The organism is Kitasatospora sp. NPDC048715, assembly GCF_043198905.1.
In the GTDB taxonomy this organism is placed as follows: Bacteria; Actinomycetota; Actinomycetes; order Streptomycetales; family Streptomycetaceae; genus Kitasatospora; species Kitasatospora lactacystinica.
In genome coordinates this window covers 120,056-139,383 of the sequence record NZ_JBICVH010000012.1, presented here as the reverse complement: position 1 = coordinate 139,383, position 19,328 = coordinate 120,056, and the positions used below count along the sequence as shown (strand labels likewise).

Here is a 19,328-nt window from a genome sequence, read left to right as displayed (position 1 = left end):
CCCGCCCGGGTGCGCCGTCACGCACCCGGCCGGGCCTCCCCACTTCCCGACCGGACCTACGGGCCCGGCCGCGGCCGCGGTTCACGGCCGCCCCGCGGGCCGCCGCCGTCCCCGCCGGGACGCACGGCAGCCGCCCGCGGGGTCAGCGCAGCAGTCCGGCGTCCATCCCGGCCGACTCGGCCGGCAGGGCGACCAGCCCCAGCTCGGCCGGCGAGGCCAGCCGGGGGTGCGCGGGCAGCACCCGGACGGTGTAGCCGAACGGGCCGGTCCGGCACAGCTCCAACGAGCCCTCGTACCGGGTGCGGCCGTCCAGGTCCGGACCGCCGACCGGCTTGAGGGCGAGCAGGCAGGCGTCCGAGATCCGGTCCCGTTCGTCCACCCGGCCGGAGACCGCCTGCACCTCGACGTCGCCCGGTTCCAGCGTCCCGAGCGCGACCTGCACCCGCAGCGCCAGCGAGCTGCCCAGCTCCTGCGCCTCGGCCGGGCAGTCCGCCTCGACGTGCTCGACCCGGACGGCCGGCCACGCCTCCCGGACCTTCGCCTTCCAGACCGCCAGCTCGCGCGCGCCCGTGAACCGCCCGGTCGCGTGCTGCCCCGCCAGCTCCCGCTGGGCCTGCGCCGCCGGGGCGTACAGCCGTTCGACGTACTCCCGGACCATCCGCCCGGCCAGCACCTTGGGCCCGAGGGTGACCAGGGTGTGCCGGACCATGGCGATCCACTGCTGCGGCAGCCCGTCGGCGTCCCGGTCGTAGAACCGGGCGGCGACCTGGTTCTCGATCAGGTCGTAGAGCGCGGCCGCCTCGATGTCGTCGCGCCGCTCGGCCTCGCCGCTGTCCGGGTCGAGCGCCCCGCCGCTCTCGTCGGCGGTGGGGATCGCCCAGCCGTTGCGGCCGTCGAACCACTCGTCCCACCAGCCGTCCAGGACGGACAGGTTGAGGCAGCCGTTGAGCGCGGCCTTCATCCCGGAGGTGCCGCAGGCCTCCAGCGGGCGCAGCGGGTTGTTCAGCCAGACGTCGCAGCCCGGGTAGAGGCGCTGGGCCATCGCCATGTCGTAGTCCGGCAGGAAGACGATCCGGTGCCGCACCGCCGGGTCGTCGGCGAAGGCGACCATCTGCTGGATCAGCCGCTTGCCGCCGTCGTCGGCCGGGTGGGCCTTGCCGGCGACGACGATCTGCACCGGCCGGGTGGGGTGCAGCAGCAGTCCGCGCAGCCGCTCCGGGTCGCGCAGCATCAGGGTGAGCCGCTTGTACGAGGGCACCCGGCGGGCGAAGCCGATGGTGAGCACGTCGGGGTCGAGCACCGAGGAGACCCAGCCGAGCTCGGCCGCGCCGGCCCCGCGCCGGCGCCAGGAGTCGTGCAGCCGGCGGCGGGCCTCCTCCACCAGCTGGGCCCGCAGGGTGCGCCGCAGCTCCCAGACCTCGGTGTTGCCGATGCGTTCCAGTCCGCTCCAGCGCCGGGTCTCGCCGGTGGTCATCGCCTCCTCGGCGCGCTCGGCGCCGAGTTCGGCGGCGCCGAGCCGGACCACCGCCGGGTCGATCCAGGTGGCGGCGTGCACGCCGTTGGTGACCGAGGTGATCGGCACCTCCGCGGGGTCGAAGCCGGGCCACAGGCCGTTGAACATCGAGCGGCTGACCTCGCCGTGCAGGGTGGAGACCCCGTTGGCGCGCTGGGCGAGCCGCAGGCCCATGGCGGCCATGTTGAAGAGCTTCGGGTCCCCGTCGGGCCAGCTCTCGGCGCCGAGCGCGAGCACCTGGTCGACCGGTACGCCCGGCAGCGTGGCGTCGCCGCCGAAGTGGCGGGCGACCAGCTCGCGGTCGAAGCGGTCGATGCCGGCCGGGACGGGCGTGTGGGTGGTGAAGAGGGTGCCGGCCCGGACGGCCTCCAGGGCGGCGGCGAAGTCGAGGCCGGCCCGGCCGTCGGCGATCAGTTCGCGGATGCGTTCGACGCCGAGGAAGCCGGCGTGGCCCTCGTTGGTGTGGAAGACGTCGGGGGCGGGGTGCCCGGTGAGCCGGCAGTAGGTGCGCACGGCCCGGACGCCGCCGATGCCGAGCAGCATCTCCTGGAGCAGCCGGTGCTCGCTGCCGCCGCCGTACAGCCGGTCGGTGACGTCCCGCTCGGCCGGCGAGTTGGCCTCGATGTCGGAGTCGAGCAGCAGCAGCGGGACCCGCCCGACCTGGGCCTTCCAGATGTGGGCGGCCAGGGTGCGGCCGCCGGGCAGGGCGAGGTCGACCCGGCCGGGGGTGCCGTCGGCCTCCCGCAGCAGGCTGACCGCGAGTTCGTCCGGATCGAGCAGCGGATAGCGCTCCTGCTGCCAGCCGTCCCGGCTCAGGGACTGCCGGAAGTAGCCGTGCCGGTAGAACAGGCCGACGCCGACGACCGGCACGCCGAGGTCGCTGGCGGCCTTGAGGTGGTCGCCGGCCAGGATGCCGAGTCCGCCGGAGTACTGGGGCAGCGCGGCGGCGATGCCGTACTCGGGCGAGAAGTAGGCGATCGCGGCGGGCAGCGGGGCGGCGTCGGACTGCTGTTGGTTCTGGTACCAGCGGGGGCCGGTGAGGTACTCGCGCAGGTCGTCGGCGAGGTCGCCGAGTCTGCGCAGGAAGCGCCGGTCCGTGGCGAGTGCGGCCAGTCGGGCGGCCGGGACGTCCCCGAGCAGCCGTACCGGGTCCTCGCCGGTCGCGGCCCAGACCTCCGGGTCCACGGACCGGAAGAGGTCCCTGGTCTCGGGGTGCCAGGACCAGCGCAGGTTGAGGGCCAGCTCGTGCAACGGCTGGAGTTGTTCGGGCAGGACGGTGCGGACGGTGAATCTGCGGATTGCCTTCACGGCGTGAAGCGTAGCCTCGGCGGTCGGCCCGACAGTGCGTCAAGTGGGCTATTGGGCATCCGTTCGGGCTATTGATGAGATCGCATTCGGCGCATTGGTCTGCACGAGGGGCGCGCGAGGCGCACATTTCGGGGGCCCGCGCTACCAATACGTGAACTCTTCGGTACGACTCCATTTCCGGGGGCCCGTCCACCCGGGAGAAGGCCCGAAACTACTGTCGTACCGCTGCAAAAACCTTGTCGCCGGTGCGAGGATGACCGAAGGTCGTTGGTGCTGTGGGGAGAGCGACGACGGGTGGCGTCCCCCGCGAAGCAGCACGTCCGAATCCTTTTCGCGTTGGCCGTTCCCGTCCTTCTTAGCCCATTCGGCGCTCACCGCGCACGGACGCGTGTCCTGACGCCCGGCCCGCTCGTTCACGGGTGGACCGGGTCGGCCGGGGCGTGGCCCGCGCAGGCGTGCGCCGGGACGTACACGGGCTCCGGGGCGTCCCACCACCGGCTCGGCGGGCGCCGGGCAGGTTGCCGGGAACAGCGGCGCGGGCAGGCTCCGGTGGCACGTCCTCCCCACCCAGCAGTCCTCCGGTACTCCCCCGGCCCGACCCCGGCCCGCGGGGAGCTGCCGCCGATCTCGGGCAGGAGCTTGGCATGCACGGCGACACGCGGGACCAGTCCACACCGGTGGCCGAAGGCCTCGACGCAGCGGTCGCGGAATCCGCCGGACGGATGGATTCTGACACTCGGACAGATCCGGCGATGCCGGCGCCGAGGGCGTCCGGGGCGGTCGGTGGCGGATCCTCCGAAGCCCAGCCCCCCGCGGCACAGCCCTCCGCGACCCGACACCCCGGGAGCGAGGAGGACCGGACCGCGGCGCCCCGCCGGCGCACCACCACGCGCCGCACCACCGCCACCGCGTCGGCCACCACCCCGAAGGCCGGCACCGGGGCCGATCCCGCGCCGCGCCGCCGGACGGCCGCGGCCAAGGCGCCCGCCGAACCGGCGACCGCCCGCCGGACCGCGGCCGAACCCGCCGGGAGGACCGTCGGCAAGGCCGCCGCCAAGCCCTCCACCAAGCCCTCCGCCAAGCCCTCCGCCCGCAAGACGACAGAGAGCGACACCGTGATCGGCCGCATCCCCGTCCTGGACGTCAGTCCCCTCGTCGACGCCGGCCGCCGCCCGGCCAAGGCCGTCGTCGGCGAGACCTTCCCGGTCACCGCGACCGTCTTCCGCGAGGGCCACGACGCCGTCAACGCCAACGTGGTGCTGCGCGACCCGCGCGGCCGCAGCGGCCCGTGGACGCCGATGCGCGAACTGGCCGAGGGCACCGACCGCTGGGGCGCGTACGTCACCCCGACCGCGCCCGGGCGCTGGTCGTACCTGGTGGAGGCGTGGAGCGACCCGGTCGCCACCTGGCGCAGGACCGCCGCGGTGAAGCTGCCCGCCGGGATCGACACCGCGCTGGTCCTGGAGGAGGGCGCCCGGCTGCTGGAGCGGGCCGCGGCCGGGGTGCCCAAGAAGGAGGGCCGCGCCGACGTGCTGGCCGCCGCCGACGCGCTGCGCGACCCGACCCTGCCGCCGCTGTCCCGGCTGGCCGCCGCGCTCGCCCCCGAGGTGCTCGACGTGCTGGTCCGCCACCCGCTGCGCGAGCTGCTCAGCGCCTCCCGCCCGCTGCCGCTCCAGGTGGACCGCGAACGCGCGCTGTTCGGCTCCTGGTACGAGTTCTTCCCCCGCTCGGAGGGCGCCGTGGTGGACCCGGCCGGCGTCGAGCCGCCGCGCCCGGGCAACCTGCGCACCGCCGCCGAGCGGCTGCCGGCCGTCGCCGCGATGGGCTTCGACGTGGTCTACCTGCCGCCGGTCCACCCGATCGGCCGAGCCTTCCGCAAGGGGCCGGAGAACACCCTGACGGCCGGTCCGCACGACGTCGGCTCGCCCTGGGCGATCGGCTCCCCCGAGGGCGGCCACGACGCGGTCCACCCGGACCTCGGCACCATCGAGGACTTCGACCACTTCGTCGCCGAGGCCCGGGCGCTGCACCTGGAGGTGGCGCTGGACTTCGCCCTCCAGTGCTCCCCCGACCACCCCTGGGTGAACAAGCACCCGGAATGGTTCAGCCACCGCGCGGACGGCACCATCGCGTACGCCGAGAATCCGCCGAAGAAGTACCAGGACATCTTTCCGGTCAACTTCGACCAGGACATGGACGGAATCGTCAAGGAAACCATCCGGATCCTCCGGTTCTGGATGTCCCACGGCATCCGGATCTTCCGGGTCGACAACCCGCACACCAAACCGGTGGCGTTCTGGGAGAACGTGCTCGCCGACGTCGCCCGGACCGACCCCGACGTCGTGTTCCTGGCGGAGGCCTTCACCCGCCCGGCGATGATGCACACCCTGGCGAAGATCGGATTCCACCAGTCGTACACGTACTTCACCTGGCGCACCACCAAACCGGAACTCACCGAGTACCTCACCGAACTCACCGGTGACGCCGCCGCCTACATGCGGCCCAACTTCTTCGCCAACACCCCGGACATCCTGCACGCGTACCTCCAGCACGGCGGCCGGGCCGCCTTCGCGGTCCGCGCGGTGCTCGCCGCCACCCTCTCCCCCAGCTACGGCGTCTACGCCGGCTACGAGCTGTACGAGGACGAGCCGGCCCACCCGGGCTCCGAGGAGTACCTGCACTCGGAGAAGTACGAACTGCGCCCGCGCGACTGGAGCCGCACCGACACCCTGGCCCCGCTGCTGACCGTGCTGAACCGGCTGCGCCGCCGCCACCCCGCCCTCCAGCAGCTGCGCGACCTGCGCTTCCACCCCACCGACAACGACCAGGTGCTCGCCTACTCCAAGACCGCGACCACCCCCGAGGGGCTCACCGACCAGGTCATCACCGTGGTGAACCTCGACCCGCACCACGTCCAGGAGGCCACCGTCACGCTGGACGGCGACGGCCCGTACGCGGTGCACGACGAGCTCACCGGCGCCGTCTTCACCTGGGGCCGGCACAACTACGTCCGGCTCGATCCCTCAGCCGAGCCGGCTCACCTCCTCACGGTTCGGAGGAACCCAGCGTGACAGTGAACGAGCCCGTCCCCGACACCTTCCCCGAGACCTCGAAGAAGACGCTCGACCCCGACTGGTTCAAGCGTGCGGTCTTCTACGAGGTGCTGGTGCGGTCCTTCCAGGACAGCAACGGCGACGGGGTCGGGGACCTCAAGGGGCTCACGGCCAAGCTCGACTACCTCCAGTGGCTCGGGATCGACTGCCTCTGGCTCCCCCCGTTCTTCGCCTCGCCCCTGCGCGACGGCGGGTACGACGTGTCCGACTACACCTCGGTGCTGCCGGAGTTCGGCGACCTCGCCGACTTCATGGAGTTCGTCGACGCCGCCCACGCCCGCGGCATGCGCATCGTCATCGACTTCGTCATGAACCACACCAGCGACCAGCACCCGTGGTTCCAGGCCTCCCGGACGGACCCGGACGGGCCGTACGGCGACTTCTACATGTGGGCCGACGACGACAAGCAGTACCCGGACGCCCGGATCATCTTCGTCGACACCGAGACGTCCAACTGGACCTACGACCCCGTCCGCAAGCAGTACTTCTGGCACCGCTTCTTCTCGCACCAGCCGGATCTCAACTACGACAACCCCCGGGTCCAGGACGAGATGATCGCCGGGCTGCGGTTCTGGCTCGACCTCGGCATCGACGGCTTCCGGCTGGACGCGGTGCCGTACCTGTTCGCCCGCGAGGGCACCAACTGCGAGAACCTGCCGGAGACCCACGAGTTCCTCCAACGGGTCCGCAAGGAGATCGACGCCAACTACCCGGACACCGTGCTGCTCGCCGAGGCGAACCAGTGGCCGGAGGACGTCGTCGACTACTTCGGCGACTTCGCCTCCGGCGGCGACGAGTGCCACATGGCGTTCCACTTCCCGGTGATGCCGCGGATCTTCATGGCGGTGCGCCGGGAGTCCCGCTACCCGGTGTCGGAGATCCTCGCCAAGACCCCGCAGATCCCCGGCGGCTGCCAGTGGGGGATCTTCCTGCGCAACCACGACGAGCTGACCCTGGAGATGGTCACCGACGAGGAGCGCGACTACATGTACGCGGAGTACGCCAAGGACCCGCGGATGCGCGCCAACGTGGGCATCCGCCGCCGGCTCGCCCCGCTGCTGGAGAACGACCGCAACCAGATCGAGCTGTTCACCGCCCTGCTGCTCTCCCTGCCCGGCTCCCCGGTGCTCTACTACGGGGACGAGATCGGCATGGGCGACAACATCTGGCTCGGCGACCGGGACGGCGTGCGCACCCCGATGCAGTGGACCCCGGACCGCAACGCGGGTTTCTCCTCCGCCGACCCGGGCAGGCTCAGTCTGCCGCCCATCATGGACCCGGTGTACGGCTATCAGGTGACCAACGTCGAGGCGCAGCAGAGCAGTTCGAGTTCGCTGCTGCACTGGACGCGTCGCATGATCGAGATCCGCAAGCTCAATCCGGCGTTCGGCCTCGGCAGCTACGCCGAACTGCCCTCCAGCAACCCCGCCGTACTGGCCTTCGTGCGCGAGCACGAGGGGGACCTGGTCATGTGCGTGAACAACTTCTCGCGGTTCGCGCAGCCGACCGAGCTGGACCTGCGGCAGTACGGCGGGCGGTATCCGGTCGAGCTGATCGGCGGGGTGCGCTTCCCGTCGATCGGCGAGTGGCCCTACCTGCTCACCCTGGCCGGGCACGGCTTCTACTGGTTCCAGCTCCGGCAGCCCCCGCGCCTGAGCGGGACCAGGCGATCGAAGTAACGATCCGCCGCACGCCGCACACCAGCGTGAACAGCACCATCAGACCCTCCGGGGGCGCGAGTTGAACCCCGCGCCCCCGGAGTTCTCTGCACCACCGCGTACGGAGAACAGCCCAACGGCCACCCACACGAAGGCGTGACACCCGAGCCGTGCTCGCGTGCCGCGACCGCCGCGCCGCCGCAATCCGGAAGACTGACGGACCCGGCCACGACCCGTCGGGCAGTCCGCGTGCTTCCGGGGAAAGGGAGCCATGTCCGAAACCTCCCGTTCTCAAGCCCACCTCCAGGACGGCGCCCCCGCCGGTTCCGCCGCCGCGGCGGGCACCCGGGGCGCCGGGGTCCGGAGAACCGCCCTGGGCGTCAGCGAACTCGTCCAGGCGGCCCTGCCGCTGATCGCGGCGTGGCTGCCCACCCAGCGCTGGTACGCCGGCAAGGGGCGGCCCATCACCGGCCTCACCCCGGTGGTCGGCACCCCGCTGCAGGTCGGCGACCCGGCCCTGCTCCACCTGTTGCTACGGGTCGAGCACGCCACCACGGCCGGCGCCCCGCACGGCGACATCTACCAACTGCTGCTCGGCATCCGCTCCGGCGGGCTCGGGGACATCGGGCCCGGCGCCGTGCTCGGCCGGCTCAGCCAGGGCCCGTACGACGGCGCGACCCTCTACGACGCGGTGCACGACCCGGAACTCACCGGGCGGCTGCTGGAACACCTGGCCACCGGCGACCGCTTCGGCGCGCTGTCCTTCCGCCGCACCCCCGGCTCGGGGCTGCCCGCCAACCTCCCCGGCCGCGCCTCCACCGCCGAGCAGTCCAACAGCTCGGTCATCTACGGCACCTCGTACATCCTCAAGCTGTTCCGCCGCATCCACCCCGGCACCAACCCCGACCTCGAACTCTCGCTCGCGCTCTCCCGGGCCGGGTCCACCCGCATCCCCCGGGTCGCCGCCTGGTTCGAGAGCCGGATGGAACGCGCCGAGCCCGCCACCCTCGGACTGCTGCAGCGCTACCTGCCGGACGCCGAGGACGGCTGGGAACTGGCCCTCGACCAGGTCGGCCGGCTCAAGGGCGACCGGTCCCCGGGCAACTTCGCCATCGAGGCGCACCGGCTCGGCCGGGCCACCGCCGAGGTGCACCGGGTGCTGGCCCGCTCGATGCCGGTCGCCCGGCTCGACCGCACCCAGACCGGACGCCTGGCCGGCGCGATGGCCGACCGGCTGGACAGCGCCGTGGCCGCCGTCCCCGGGCTGCTGCGCTTCCGGGCCGCGCTGCGCGCCGCCTTCCAGCAGCTCGCCGACGCCCACCCGGACGGTCTGCCGGTCCAGCGCATCCACGGCGACCTGCACCTCGGACAGGCGATGCGCACCCCGCACGGCTGGGTGCTGCTGGACTTCGAGGGCGAGCCGGCCAAGTCCGTCAACGAGCGCCGCGAACCGCAGCCGGCCCTGCGCGACGTCGCCGCGATGCTGCGCTCCTTCGACTACGCGGCCGCCCACCTGCTGGCCGGCGGCCCGGTCGACCCGGAGCTGGCCCACCTGGCCGCCGCCTGGGCCCAGCGCAACCGCACCGCCTACTGCGCCGGCTACACCGCCGGCGGCGGCGCCGACCCGGCCGCCTCGCCGGAGCTGATGCGCGCGCTGGAGATCGACAAGGCGGTGTACGAGGTGGTGTACGAGGCCCGGCACCGGCCGAGCTGGCTGCCGATCCCGCTGGCCGCGATCAACCGGCTGGCCCTGTCCGTCTGACCCCTCGCTTCCTGTACCGCCCGCAGGAGTTCGCCCACCCCCGTCGCAGGAGGACCCCGCCGTGACGCCGATCGACCCGACCGGCCGCCCCACCCGCACCGTACCGGCCACCTTCCTGGCCGGACCGCTCCCAGCCGAAGGGCGGGCGGCCGAAGGGCGCGCCGGCCACGACCGCGAAGCGCGCCGGGCGACCGAGGAGGAGGACGCCGGGACCGCCTCCGAGCCTCCGCCCACCCCCCGGCCCGCCCCCCGGTCCGGCGCCGGAGAACCCCGGGAGGCCGGACGCCCGGCCCCCTCCGGGGCGCTGCGGCTGCCCGAGGCACCGTTGCCGCCGTCCGAGGTGGACCGGCTGGTCGGCGGGCAGCACCACGACCCGCACGCCCTGCTCGGCGCACACCCGGTGCTCGGCGGCACGGCGATCCGGGTGCTGCGCCCGTTCGCCGAACGGGTGGTCGTGGAGACCACCCAGGGCCCGGCCGAACTCACCCACCAGCAGGGCGGACTGTTCACCGGCCTGGTGGCCGGCGGCGATCCGCCGGACTACACCCTGCTGGTGACGTACCCCGACGGCGAGCCGCTGCGCCAGCACGACGGCTACCGCACCCCGCCCACCCTCGGCGAACTCGACCTGCACCTGATCTCCGAGGGCCGGCACGAACAGCTGTGGCGGGCGCTCGGCTCGCACGTGCGCACCGTCGACGGGGTGGCCGGCACCGCCTTCGCGGTCTGGGCGCCGAACGCCGCCGGGGTGCGGCTGATCGGCGACTTCAACCACTGGAACGGCACCGGGCACCCGATGCGCTCGCTCGGCTCGTCCGGGATCTGGGAGCTGTTCGTCCCCGGCCTGGCCGAGGGCGCCACCTACAAGTACGAGGTGCACACCCGGCAGGGCTGGGTGCTGGACAAGGCCGACCCGCTCGCCCGGGCCGCCCAGTGCCCGCCCGGCACCGCCTCGGTGGTCACCTCCTCCGACCACACGTGGCAGGACGGCGAGTGGATGGCCCGCCGGGCCCGCTCCGCGCACCACCGGGCACCGATGTCGGTGTACGAGCTGCACCTGCCGTCCTGGCGCCCGGACCTCACCACCTACCGCGCCATCGCCGAGGAACTGCCGCGCTACCTCAAGGAGTTGAACTTCACCCACGTGGAGTTCATGCCGGTGATGGAGCACCCCTTCGGCGGCTCCTGGGGCTACCAGGTGTCCGGCTACTACGCCCCCACCGCCCGGCTCGGCGGCCCCGACGACTTCCGCCACCTGGTGGACACCCTGCACCGGCACGGCATCGGCGTGATCGTCGACTGGGTGCCCGCGCACTTCCCCAAGGACGACTTCGCGCTCGCCCGCTTCGACGGCGAGCCGCTGTACGAGCCGGCCGACCCGCTGCGCGCCGAGCACCCGGACTGGGGGACGCTGGAGTTCGACTACGGCCGCAAGGAGGTGCGCAACTTCCTGGTCGCCAACGCGGTGTACTGGTGCGAGGAGTTCCACATCGACGGCCTGCGGGTGGACGCCGTCGCCTCGATGCTCTACCTCGACTACTCCCGGGAGGGCGGCGACTGGACGCCCAACCAGTACGGCGGCCGGGAGAACCTCGACGCGGCCTCCTTCCTCCAGGAGATGAACGCCACCGTCTACCGCCGCTGCCCGGGCGTGATCACCATCGCCGAGGAGTCCACCGCCTGGGACGGGGTCACCCGGCCCACCGACGCCGGCGGCCTCGGCTTCGGGCTGAAGTGGAACATGGGCTGGATGCACGACTCGCTGGTCTACATCTCCAAGGAGCCGGTGCACCGCAAGTACCACCACAACGAGATCACCTTCTCGATGGTGTACGCCTACTCGGAGAACTACGTCCTGCCGATCTCCCACGACGAGGTGGTGCACGGCAAGCAGGCGCTGGTCTCCAAGATGCCCGGTGACTGGTGGCAGCAGCGCGCCAACCACCGCGCCTACCTCGGCTTCATGTGGTCCCACCCGGGCAAGCAACTGCTGTTCATGGGGCAGGAGTTCGCCCAGGGCGCGGAGTGGGACCACGAGCAGGGCCCGCAGTGGTGGGTGCTCGACGAGCAGTGGCCGGCCCACCGGGACCACCTCGGGGTGCGCCGGCTGGTCGGCGACCTCAACCGGTGCTACCTCGACACCCCGGCGCTGTGGGAGCTGGACACCGTCCCGGACGGCTTCCGCTGGCTCGACGGCGGCGCCGCCGAGGACAACCTGCTCTCCTTCGTCCGGTACGCGGCCGACGGCACGCCGCTGGTCGCGGTCTGCAACTTCTCGCCGGTCGTCCGGCACGGGCACCGGGTCGGCCTGCCCCGGCTGGCGGGCCGCGAGCAGCTCTGGGAGGAGGCACTGAACACCGACGCCGAGGAGTACGGCGGCAGCGGCGTCGGCAACTCCCACCCGGTCAAGGCCGAGCCGGTGGAGTGGGACGGCCAGCCCCGCTCCGCCGAACTGGTCCTCCCCCCGCTCTCCACCGTCTGGCTCCGCCCCGCCCGCTGAGCGCCGCGCGGCCGGGGGCCGCGCACGACGAGGCCCCGGGTGCCCGCCCCACCGGGCGGGCACCCGGGAGGGACCTCCGCCCCTTGCCCGAACCCCGCCGTTCTGCTCGCGGACGGCCGTTCGGGGTGCGAAGGTATGGTCGATATGACCACTTTCCGAGACGACGGGACGGAGACACCCACGTGGCGCGCAGCGTGTACGTGACCGGTATCGACCGGGGGGACGGCCGCCAGGCGGTCGAACTCGGGGTCATGGAACTGCTCACCCGCCAGGTGGACCGGGTCGGGGTGTTCCGCCCACTGGTGCACGCCGCCGCGCCCGGGCGGCCGGGCTCCGACCACGTGGTCGAGCTGCTGCACGGCCGCTACCGGATCGACCTGCCGAGCACCGAGCTGTACGGCCTCACCTACGAGGAGGCCGCCGCGCTCCAGGCCGCCATGGGACAGGACGAGCTGGTCTCCGTCCTGGTCGACCGCTTCCACGCGCTGGAGCGGCGCTGCCAGGCCGTGCTGGTGCTCGGCACCGACTTCTCCGACACCAGCATCCCGGACGAACTGGCCTTCAACGCCCGCCTGGCCAACGAGTTCGGCGCCGCCGTGCTGCCCGTGGTCGGCGGGCACGGCGCGGACGCCGAGACGGTCATCGCCGAGGTCCGCAACGCCCACCGGGCGTACACCGACCTCGGCTGCCAGACCCTCGCGATGATCGCCAACCGGGTCTCCCCCGGCGCCGAGCAGCGGATCCGGAGCACCCTCACCGAGAAGCTGCCGATCCCCGCCTACGTCATCCCGGAGGAGCCGGCCCTGGCCGCGCCCACCGTCGCCCAGCTGGTCGAGGCGACCGGCGCCGAGGTGCTGATCGGGGACGCCGCCGGCCTCGCCCGGGACGTGCGCGGCTACGTCTTCGGCGGCGCCATGCTGCCGACCTTCCTGGAAGCGCTGACCGAAGGCGCGCTGGTGGTCACCCCCGGGGACCGCGCCGACCTGGTGATCGGCTCGCTGGCCGCGCACGCCGCCGGCGCCCCGCCGATCGCCGGCGTACTGCTGACGCTCGGCCAGCACCCCGGCCCCAACGTGATGGCACTGGCCGCCCGGCTCGCCCCCGGCACCCCGGTCGCCGTCGTCCCCGAGGGCAGCTGGCCCACCGCCGCCCATCTGACCCACCTGGAGGGCAAGCTCACCCCGGCCAGCCCCCGGAAGGCCGAGATCGCCCTCGGCCTCTTCGAACTGCACGTCGACACCGCCGAGTTGACCAACCTGATCGAGGTCGGCCGGTCCGACCGGGTCACCCCGATGATGTTCGAGCACGAGCTGCTGGAGCGCGCCCGCGGCGCCCGCCGGCACGTCGTCCTGCCCGAGGGCACCGAGGAGCGGGTGCTGCGCGCCGCCGAGATCCTGCTGCGCCGCAACATCTGCGACCTCACCCTGCTCGGCGACGTGGACGCCGTCCGCCGCAAGGCCTCGGCCCTGAGCATCGCCCTCCCCGACGCGGGCACGGCTCCCGGTCACCAGGCCGGGGGGAACCCGGCCGCCGACCGGGCCCAGGTGCGGATCGTCGACCCGGCCACCAGCCCGCTGCGCCGCCAGTTCGCCGAGCTGTACGCGAAGCTGCGCGCCCACAAGGGGATGACCGTCGAGCTGGCGCTGGACGTCGTCACCGACGTCTCGTACTTCGGCACCCTGATGGTCCAGGAGGGCATCGCGGACGGCATGGTCTCCGGCGCGGCGCACTCCACCGCCGCCACCATCCGGCCCGCCTTCGAGGTGATCAAGACCTCGCCGGGCGCCTCGATCGTCTCCTCGGTCTTCTTCATGTGCCTGGCCGACCGGGTGCTGGTGTACGGCGACTGCGCCGTCAACCCGGACCCGGACGCCCAGCAGCTGGCCGACATCGCCATCCAATCGGCCGCCACCGCCGCCCAGTTCGGGGTGGAGCCGCGGGTCGCGATGCTCTCGTACTCGACCGGCACCTCCGGCTCCGGCGCCGACGTCGACAAGGTCCGCAAGGCCACCGAGCTGGTCCGCGAGCTGCGGCCGGACATCCTGGTCGAGGGCCCGATCCAGTACGACGCGGCGGTGGACGCCCACGTCGCGGCCACCAAGCTGCCGGGCTCCCCGGTCGCCGGGCGGGCCACCGTGCTGATCTTCCCGGACCTCAACACGGGCAACAACACGTACAAGGCGGTCCAGCGTTCGGCCGGCGCGGTCGCGGTCGGGCCGGTGCTCCAGGGGCTGCGCAAGCCCGTCAACGACCTCTCCCGCGGGGCGCTGGTGCAGGACATCGTCAACACCGTCGCGATCACCGCCATCCAGTCCCAGGACAGCAAGGAGCCCGTCGCATGAGCGAGCGCAGCGAGCGAGTCATCGGTAGGTGCGTGTTTCGCGAAGCGACCGCCGAGCGCTGCGAGGTGGCCGCATGAGTGGAGGCACCCGCGTTCTCGTGCTGAACGCCGGCTCCTCGTCGGTGAAGTACCAGCTGATCGACATGCTGGACGGGGCCAAGCTGGCCGCCGGGCTGGTCGAGCGGATCGGTGAGACCGGCGGGCGGCTGGTGCACACCCCGCGCGGCGGCGAGGCGCGCGAGACCGTCCAGGTCTTCCCGGACCACGCCGGCGCGCTCAAGGCCGTCGCCGAGGAGCTGTCCGCCGACGGCCTCGGGCTGGACTCCCCCGAGCTGGCCGCGATCGGCCACCGGGTGGTGCACGGCGGCCTGCGGTTCACCGAGCCGACCGTGATCACCGACGACGTGCTCCGGGAGATCCGCCGGCTGATCCCGGTCGCCCCGCTGCACAACCCGGCCAACATCACCGGCATCGAGGTGGCCCGCGCGCTGCGCCCCGACCTCCCCCAGGTGGCCGTCTTCGACACCGCCTTCCACGCCTCGATGCCCGAGTACTCGGCCCGGTACGCGATCGACAAGGCCGTCGCCGACCGGCACCGGGTGCGCCGCTACGGCTTCCACGGCACCTCGCACCAGTACGTCTCGCGGGCCACCGCGCGGCTGCTCGGCAAGGACCCGGCCGAGGTCAACGTGATCGTGCTGCACCTGGGCAACGGCGCCTCCGCCTCGGCGGTCGCCGGCGGCCGCTGCGTGGACACCTCGATGGGCCTGACCCCGCTGGAGGGCCTGGTCATGGGCACCCGCTCGGGCGACATCGACGCCGGCGTGGTGTTCCACCTGCACCGGGTCGGCGGCCTCTCGGTGGACGAGATCGACGACCTGCTCAACCGCCGCAGCGGCCTGCGCGGGCTGTGCGGCGAGAACGACATGCGCGGGATCATGCGCCGGGCCGACGAGGGGGACGCGGACGCGAAGCTGGCCTTCGACTCGTACGTCCACCGGCTGCGCAAGTACATCGGCGGCTACTACGCGGTGCTCGGCCGGGTGGACGCGATCGCGTTCACCGCCGGCGTCGGGGAGAACGCGGCGCCGGTGCGCGCGGCGGCCACCGCGGGACTGGAGGAACTGGGCATCGCCGTCGACCCGGAGCTGAACTCGGTGCGGTCCGGCGAGGCCCGGATCATCTCGCCCGAGTACGGCCGGGTGGCGGTCGCCGTGGTGCCCACCGACGAGGAGCTGGAGATCGCCCGACAGGCCTTCGCCCTGGTGCACCGGGAACGCCGGGAGTCCGAGGACTGACACGGAACCGTCTCACTCCTCGGAACTTTTCGTCGGCGATTCCTCCCGGTGCGTGCCGAATGCACCTATAACACGAACGGATAGACTGATCCATATGCGCCGAGCGAAAATTGTCTGCACCCTGGGTCCGGCGACGGACTCCTACGAACAGCTGAAGGCCATCGTCGAGGCGGGCATGAACGTCGCCCGACTGAACATGAGCCACGGCAACCACGCGGACCACGAGGAGCGGTACCGCAAGGTCCGCCAGGTCTCGGAGGACACCGGCAAGGCCATCGGCGTCCTGGCCGACCTCCAGGGTCCGAAGATCCGTCTGGCGACCTTCGCCAACGGCCCGGTGACCGTCGACAACGGCGACGAGTTCACCATCACCACCGAGGACGTCCCCGGTGACCAGCACATCTGCGGCACCACCTACAAGGGCCTGCCCGGCGACGTGAAGCCCGGCGACCCGATCCTGATCAACGACGGCGTCATCGCCCTGGAGGTCGTCAGCGTCGACGGCCCGCGGGTGAGGACCGTGGTGGTCGAGGGCGGCGTGCTCTCGAACAACAAGGGCATCAACCTGCCCGGCGCGGCCGTGAACGTGCCCGCCCTGTCCGAGAAGGACAAGGACGACCTGCGCTTCGCGCTGCGCCTGGGCGTCGACATGATCGCCCTGTCCTTCGTCCGCAACGCGGACGACGTCAAGGACGTCCACGAGGTCATGGACGAGGTCGGCATCCGGGTGCCGGTCATCGCCAAGATCGAGAAGCCGCAGGCCGTCGAGGCCATGGAGGAGATCGTCCTCGCCTTCGACGCCATCATGGTCGCCCGCGGCGACCTGGCCGTGGAGTACCCGCTGGAGCGGGTGCCGCTGGTCCAGAAGCAGCTGGTCACCCTGGCCCGCCGCAACGCCAAGCCGGTCATCGTCGCCACCCAGATGATGGAGTCGATGATCCACGCCTCGCGCCCGACCCGCGCCGAGGTCTCCGACGTCGCCAACGCCATCCTGGACGGCGCCGACGCGGTCATGCTGTCCGCCGAGTCGAGCGTCGGCAAGTACCCGGTCGAGACCGTCCGCACCATGAGCCGGATCTGCGAGAAGGCCGAGGAGGAGCTGCTCTCCCAGGGCCTCCAGCCGCTCAACCCGGGCCGCAAGCCGCGCACCCAGGGCGGCTCGGTCGCCCGCGCCGCGTGCGAGCTGGGCGACTTCCTGGACGGCAGGGCGCTGGTCGCCTTCACCAAGTCCGGTGACACCGCCCGCCGGCTGTCCCGCTACCGCTCGCCGATCCCGGTGATCGCCTTCACCCCGGACACCGCCACCCGCAACCAGCTCTCGCTGAGCTGGGGCGTCGAGGCGTACGTGACGGAGCAGGTGGCCACCACGGACGCGATGGTCGCGCAGGTCGACCGGGAGCTGCTGAAGCTGGGCCGGCTCGGCGAGGGCGACACCGTCATCGTCACCGCCGGTGTCCCGGTCGGCATCCCCGGCACCACCAACATGGTGCAGGTGCACCACCTCGGCACCCGGAGCGAGTGACCGCCCGCCCGACCCGAACGCCCGTGGGGCGGTCCTCCTTCCGGAGGGCCGCCCCACGGGCCTTGCGGCGCACGCCGCTCGTCGCCCTCGCCGCCCGTCGCCGCTACTTGTCGCTGTAGGGGGCGTCGTCGTTGAACATGCGCATCCCGGGGATCCGCAGGGTGCCGCCGAACTGACCGGCCTGCTTGGCGGTGACGCCGGTCAGCTCCAGGTCCAGCGGGATCGGGATGGCGCCGATCAGGTCGTACAGCCAGCGCGGCAGGGTGTCCGGGGTGAGGGTGATCTCGCCCAGGTCGATCAGGATCGGCAGGCCGAGCACCTTGGAGAGGTGGCCGGACAGCCGCTCCACGTACATGGTGACCGGGCCCTTGCGCATCGTCGAGGTGGACCCCGGGGCGCCCTGGACGTGGAAGGTGACGCCGTTGCCCTCCAGGGTGGACATGTCGAGGTTGTCGATGTCCACGCTGTCGACCACGAACTTCAGGACGCGCTTGCTGCCGGTCGGGGTCTTCACGTCGTAGACGCCGTGGAAGGCCGCGCCGTGCAGGGCGAGCCGGCTGGTCTTCAGGGTCCAGTTCTGCTCCGGGACGACGTGCCCGGGGGCGGGCGCGCCGGCGGTCAGGGACCGGGCGTCCACATCGCAGTTGGGGTTCTCGGTGGGCGCGGCGGACGGGCTGCCGGAGGCGCCGGCGGAGGGCGTCGCCGAGGCGTCCGCGGACGGCGTCGTGGAGGGCTTCGGCCTGCCGCTCGCCTTGCCGCTCGGCGCGGCGGTGGGCGTGGCGGTGGGCGAGGGCTCGTCGTCGGCCGGCCGGGTCGCGGGCGGCTCGGCCTGCGGGGCGGCGGCCCGGGCCTGCGGCTGGGCGGGCTGGGCCGGGGCGCCCGTGCTCGGGGCGGGTGCGGTCGGGGCCGTCGGAGCGGTCGGGGCGGTCGGCGCCGTGGTGGCCGCCGGTGTGGTGGCCGGCGTCGGGCCCGGCGCGGAGTTCGGGTTCAGCAGGTGGCTGATGCCGCCGACCAGGTCGTCGATCAGGCCGGTCCGGACCGCCGTGCCGGTGTCGGCGGAACCGGCGACGGCGGAACCGGCGACGGCGGAACCGGCGACGGACGGCTGGGCGGTGGCGGCCGACGGCTTGACCGGCGAGGTGGGCTGCTGGGCGGGCACGGTGGTCGGCACCTGGGTCGGCACCGAGCCGGGGTCGGTCGAGGGACCGGCCGGGGGCGCCGTGGTCGGGGCCTGGCTCGGCGCGGTGGACGGGCCCGGCGGCGGCTCCGGCAGCTCGCTCTTGGGCACCGGCGTCTCGATCGGCGCGACGTCCGGCACGGTGGCCGGAGCGGTGCCGCAGGGCTTGCCCGCCGCGGACTCGGCGACCGCCGGGCTGGGCGTGTAGGCCGCGGCCATCAGCAGCGCGGTCGGCACCGCCGCCATCGCCAGCGCCCGGCCTCTCAGCCGGACCCGTGCGGGCGTGCGCGGGGCCGCGTGCCGGCCGGAGCGCTGCGCGGGAACGGTCGTACCGTTGTCGGCTTGCTCGGCCGGCCCGGTCACCGCGCCTCCTCCTGGTCCACGGCACCGGCCTGCTTCGGGACGGCGGTTCCGGCGACGGGTTCGGCGGCCGCGGGAACGGCCGCGGGGACAGCCGCGGCAGCGGTCCGGGTCTCGGCGATCGGCTCGGCGTTCGACTCGGCGTTCGGCTCGGCGTTCGGCTCGGCGTCCGGCTCGGTGGCGACGCTCTGCGCGACGGCGCTCCCGGCCGCCGCGTCCCCGGCGCCGCTCTCGGCCCGGCGCCGGCGCCGGCCCTTGGCGGCCTTTCCGGCCTCGGCCTCCGGCAGCGGGGCCCAGGAGACCATCAGCCCGCCGCCGATCAGGCCCGGCAGCAGGGCCAGCCCGAAGCCCCCCAGGTTGGAGACCGGGATCGAGACCAGCGTCAGCAGGGTGGTGGCGATACCGGCGAAGACCCGCACGGCCGGCTGGAACCACGCGGTCAGTCCGAGCACCACCAGCAGCACGCCGATGATCAGTGACCCGGCACCCGCCGTGGTGGCCATGGCCACCGTCATGCCGCCCAGCGAGAGCTTGGCGTACGGGAAGTACATGATCGGGACGCCGGCGATCATGGCCAGCAGACCGCCGTAGTACGGCCGCGTCCGGCGGAACGTACGGAACACCCGGCGCAGCCACTGGGCGGGGTTCTCGTGCTCGGCGGGCCGGTAGGAGGCAAGGGCGCTGGACACGGTGCAGCTCCTCGATGGTGTGAACGAGGGGATGGACGAGACACGGGATCCGGGGACGGCGCACGCACCGTCCCCGGTCCCGCAGGT

At 73.1% G+C, this 19,328-nt stretch carries 10 protein-coding genes; 7 read left to right on the top strand and 3 right to left on the bottom strand.

From position 1 onward, the window contains the following. Positions 1-142: 142 nt before the first annotated feature. Positions 143-2,821: an alpha-glucan family phosphorylase gene (gene glgP, locus ACGFSC_RS23140; protein WP_359901415.1), complete on the bottom strand. Its 2,679-nt coding sequence runs from the start codon at positions 2,819-2,821 to the stop codon at positions 143-145. A 1,115-nt stretch (positions 2,822-3,936) separates the two neighbouring features. Here glgP and ACGFSC_RS23135 point away from each other — a divergent pair. The 7 genes from ACGFSC_RS23135 to pyk all read left to right on the top strand — a co-directional run bounded on the left by ACGFSC_RS23135 (position 3,937) and on the right by pyk (position 17,015). Beyond that, a complete protein-coding gene (locus ACGFSC_RS23135; protein ID WP_359901567.1) occupies positions 3,937-5,892 on the top strand; it encodes an alpha-1,4-glucan--maltose-1-phosphate maltosyltransferase in 1,956 nt (651 codons plus the stop codon). Beyond that, the gene (gene treS / locus ACGFSC_RS23130) at positions 5,889-7,613 is read left to right on the top strand and encodes a maltose alpha-D-glucosyltransferase (RefSeq protein ID WP_359901412.1); all 1,725 of its coding nucleotides are present in this window, start codon (positions 5,889-5,891) and stop codon (positions 7,611-7,613) included. Before ACGFSC_RS23135 ends, treS begins: the two co-directional genes overlap by 4 nt. 250 nt (positions 7,614-7,863) lie before the next feature. After that, entirely contained in the window at positions 7,864-9,354 is a 1,491-nt protein-coding gene (locus ACGFSC_RS23125) for a maltokinase (RefSeq protein ID WP_359901409.1), read from the top strand. 61 nt (positions 9,355-9,415) lie between these two features. Then, entirely contained in the window at positions 9,416-11,854 is a 2,439-nt protein-coding gene (gene glgB / locus ACGFSC_RS23120) for a 1,4-alpha-glucan branching protein GlgB (protein WP_392863835.1), read from the top strand. Positions 11,855-12,036: 182 nt separating this feature from the next. Further along, on the top strand, positions 12,037-14,196 hold the full coding sequence (gene pta, locus ACGFSC_RS23115; protein ID WP_359899888.1) for a phosphate acetyltransferase: 2,160 nt from the start codon (positions 12,037-12,039) through the stop codon (positions 14,194-14,196). Between the two features lie 73 nt (positions 14,197-14,269). Beyond that, the gene (locus ACGFSC_RS23110; RefSeq protein WP_359899890.1) at positions 14,270-15,493 is read left to right on the top strand and encodes an acetate kinase; all 1,224 of its coding nucleotides are present in this window, start codon (positions 14,270-14,272) and stop codon (positions 15,491-15,493) included. A gap of 94 nt (positions 15,494-15,587) precedes the next feature. After that, entirely contained in the window at positions 15,588-17,015 is a 1,428-nt protein-coding gene (gene pyk / locus ACGFSC_RS23105) for a pyruvate kinase (protein WP_359899892.1), read from the top strand. A gap of 103 nt (positions 17,016-17,118) precedes the next feature. Here pyk and ACGFSC_RS23100 read toward each other — a convergent pair whose 3' ends face one another. Further along, positions 17,119-18,555, bottom strand: a complete 1,437-nt coding sequence (locus tag ACGFSC_RS23100) for a hypothetical protein (RefSeq protein ID WP_359899894.1) — start codon at positions 18,553-18,555, stop codon at positions 17,119-17,121. Beyond that, on the bottom strand, positions 18,552-19,241 hold the full coding sequence (locus ACGFSC_RS23095; protein ID WP_359899895.1) for a DUF6114 domain-containing protein: 690 nt from the start codon (positions 19,239-19,241) through the stop codon (positions 18,552-18,554). Before ACGFSC_RS23095 ends, ACGFSC_RS23100 begins: the two co-directional genes overlap by 4 nt. Positions 19,242-19,328 lie beyond the last annotated feature (87 nt).

Bases quoted from the DNA above. Each gene is read 5' to 3' on its own strand.
- ACGFSC_RS23125 (WP_359901409.1), top strand. From the start codon at position 7,864: ATGTCCGAAACCTCCCGTTCTCAAGCCCACCTCCAGGACGGCGCCCCC.
- ACGFSC_RS23110 (WP_359899890.1), top strand. From the start codon at position 14,270: ATGAGTGGAGGCACCCGCGTTCTCGTGCTGAACGCCGGCTCCTCGTCG.
- pyk (WP_359899892.1), top strand. From the start codon at position 15,588: ATGCGCCGAGCGAAAATTGTCTGCACCCTGGGTCCGGCGACGGACTCC.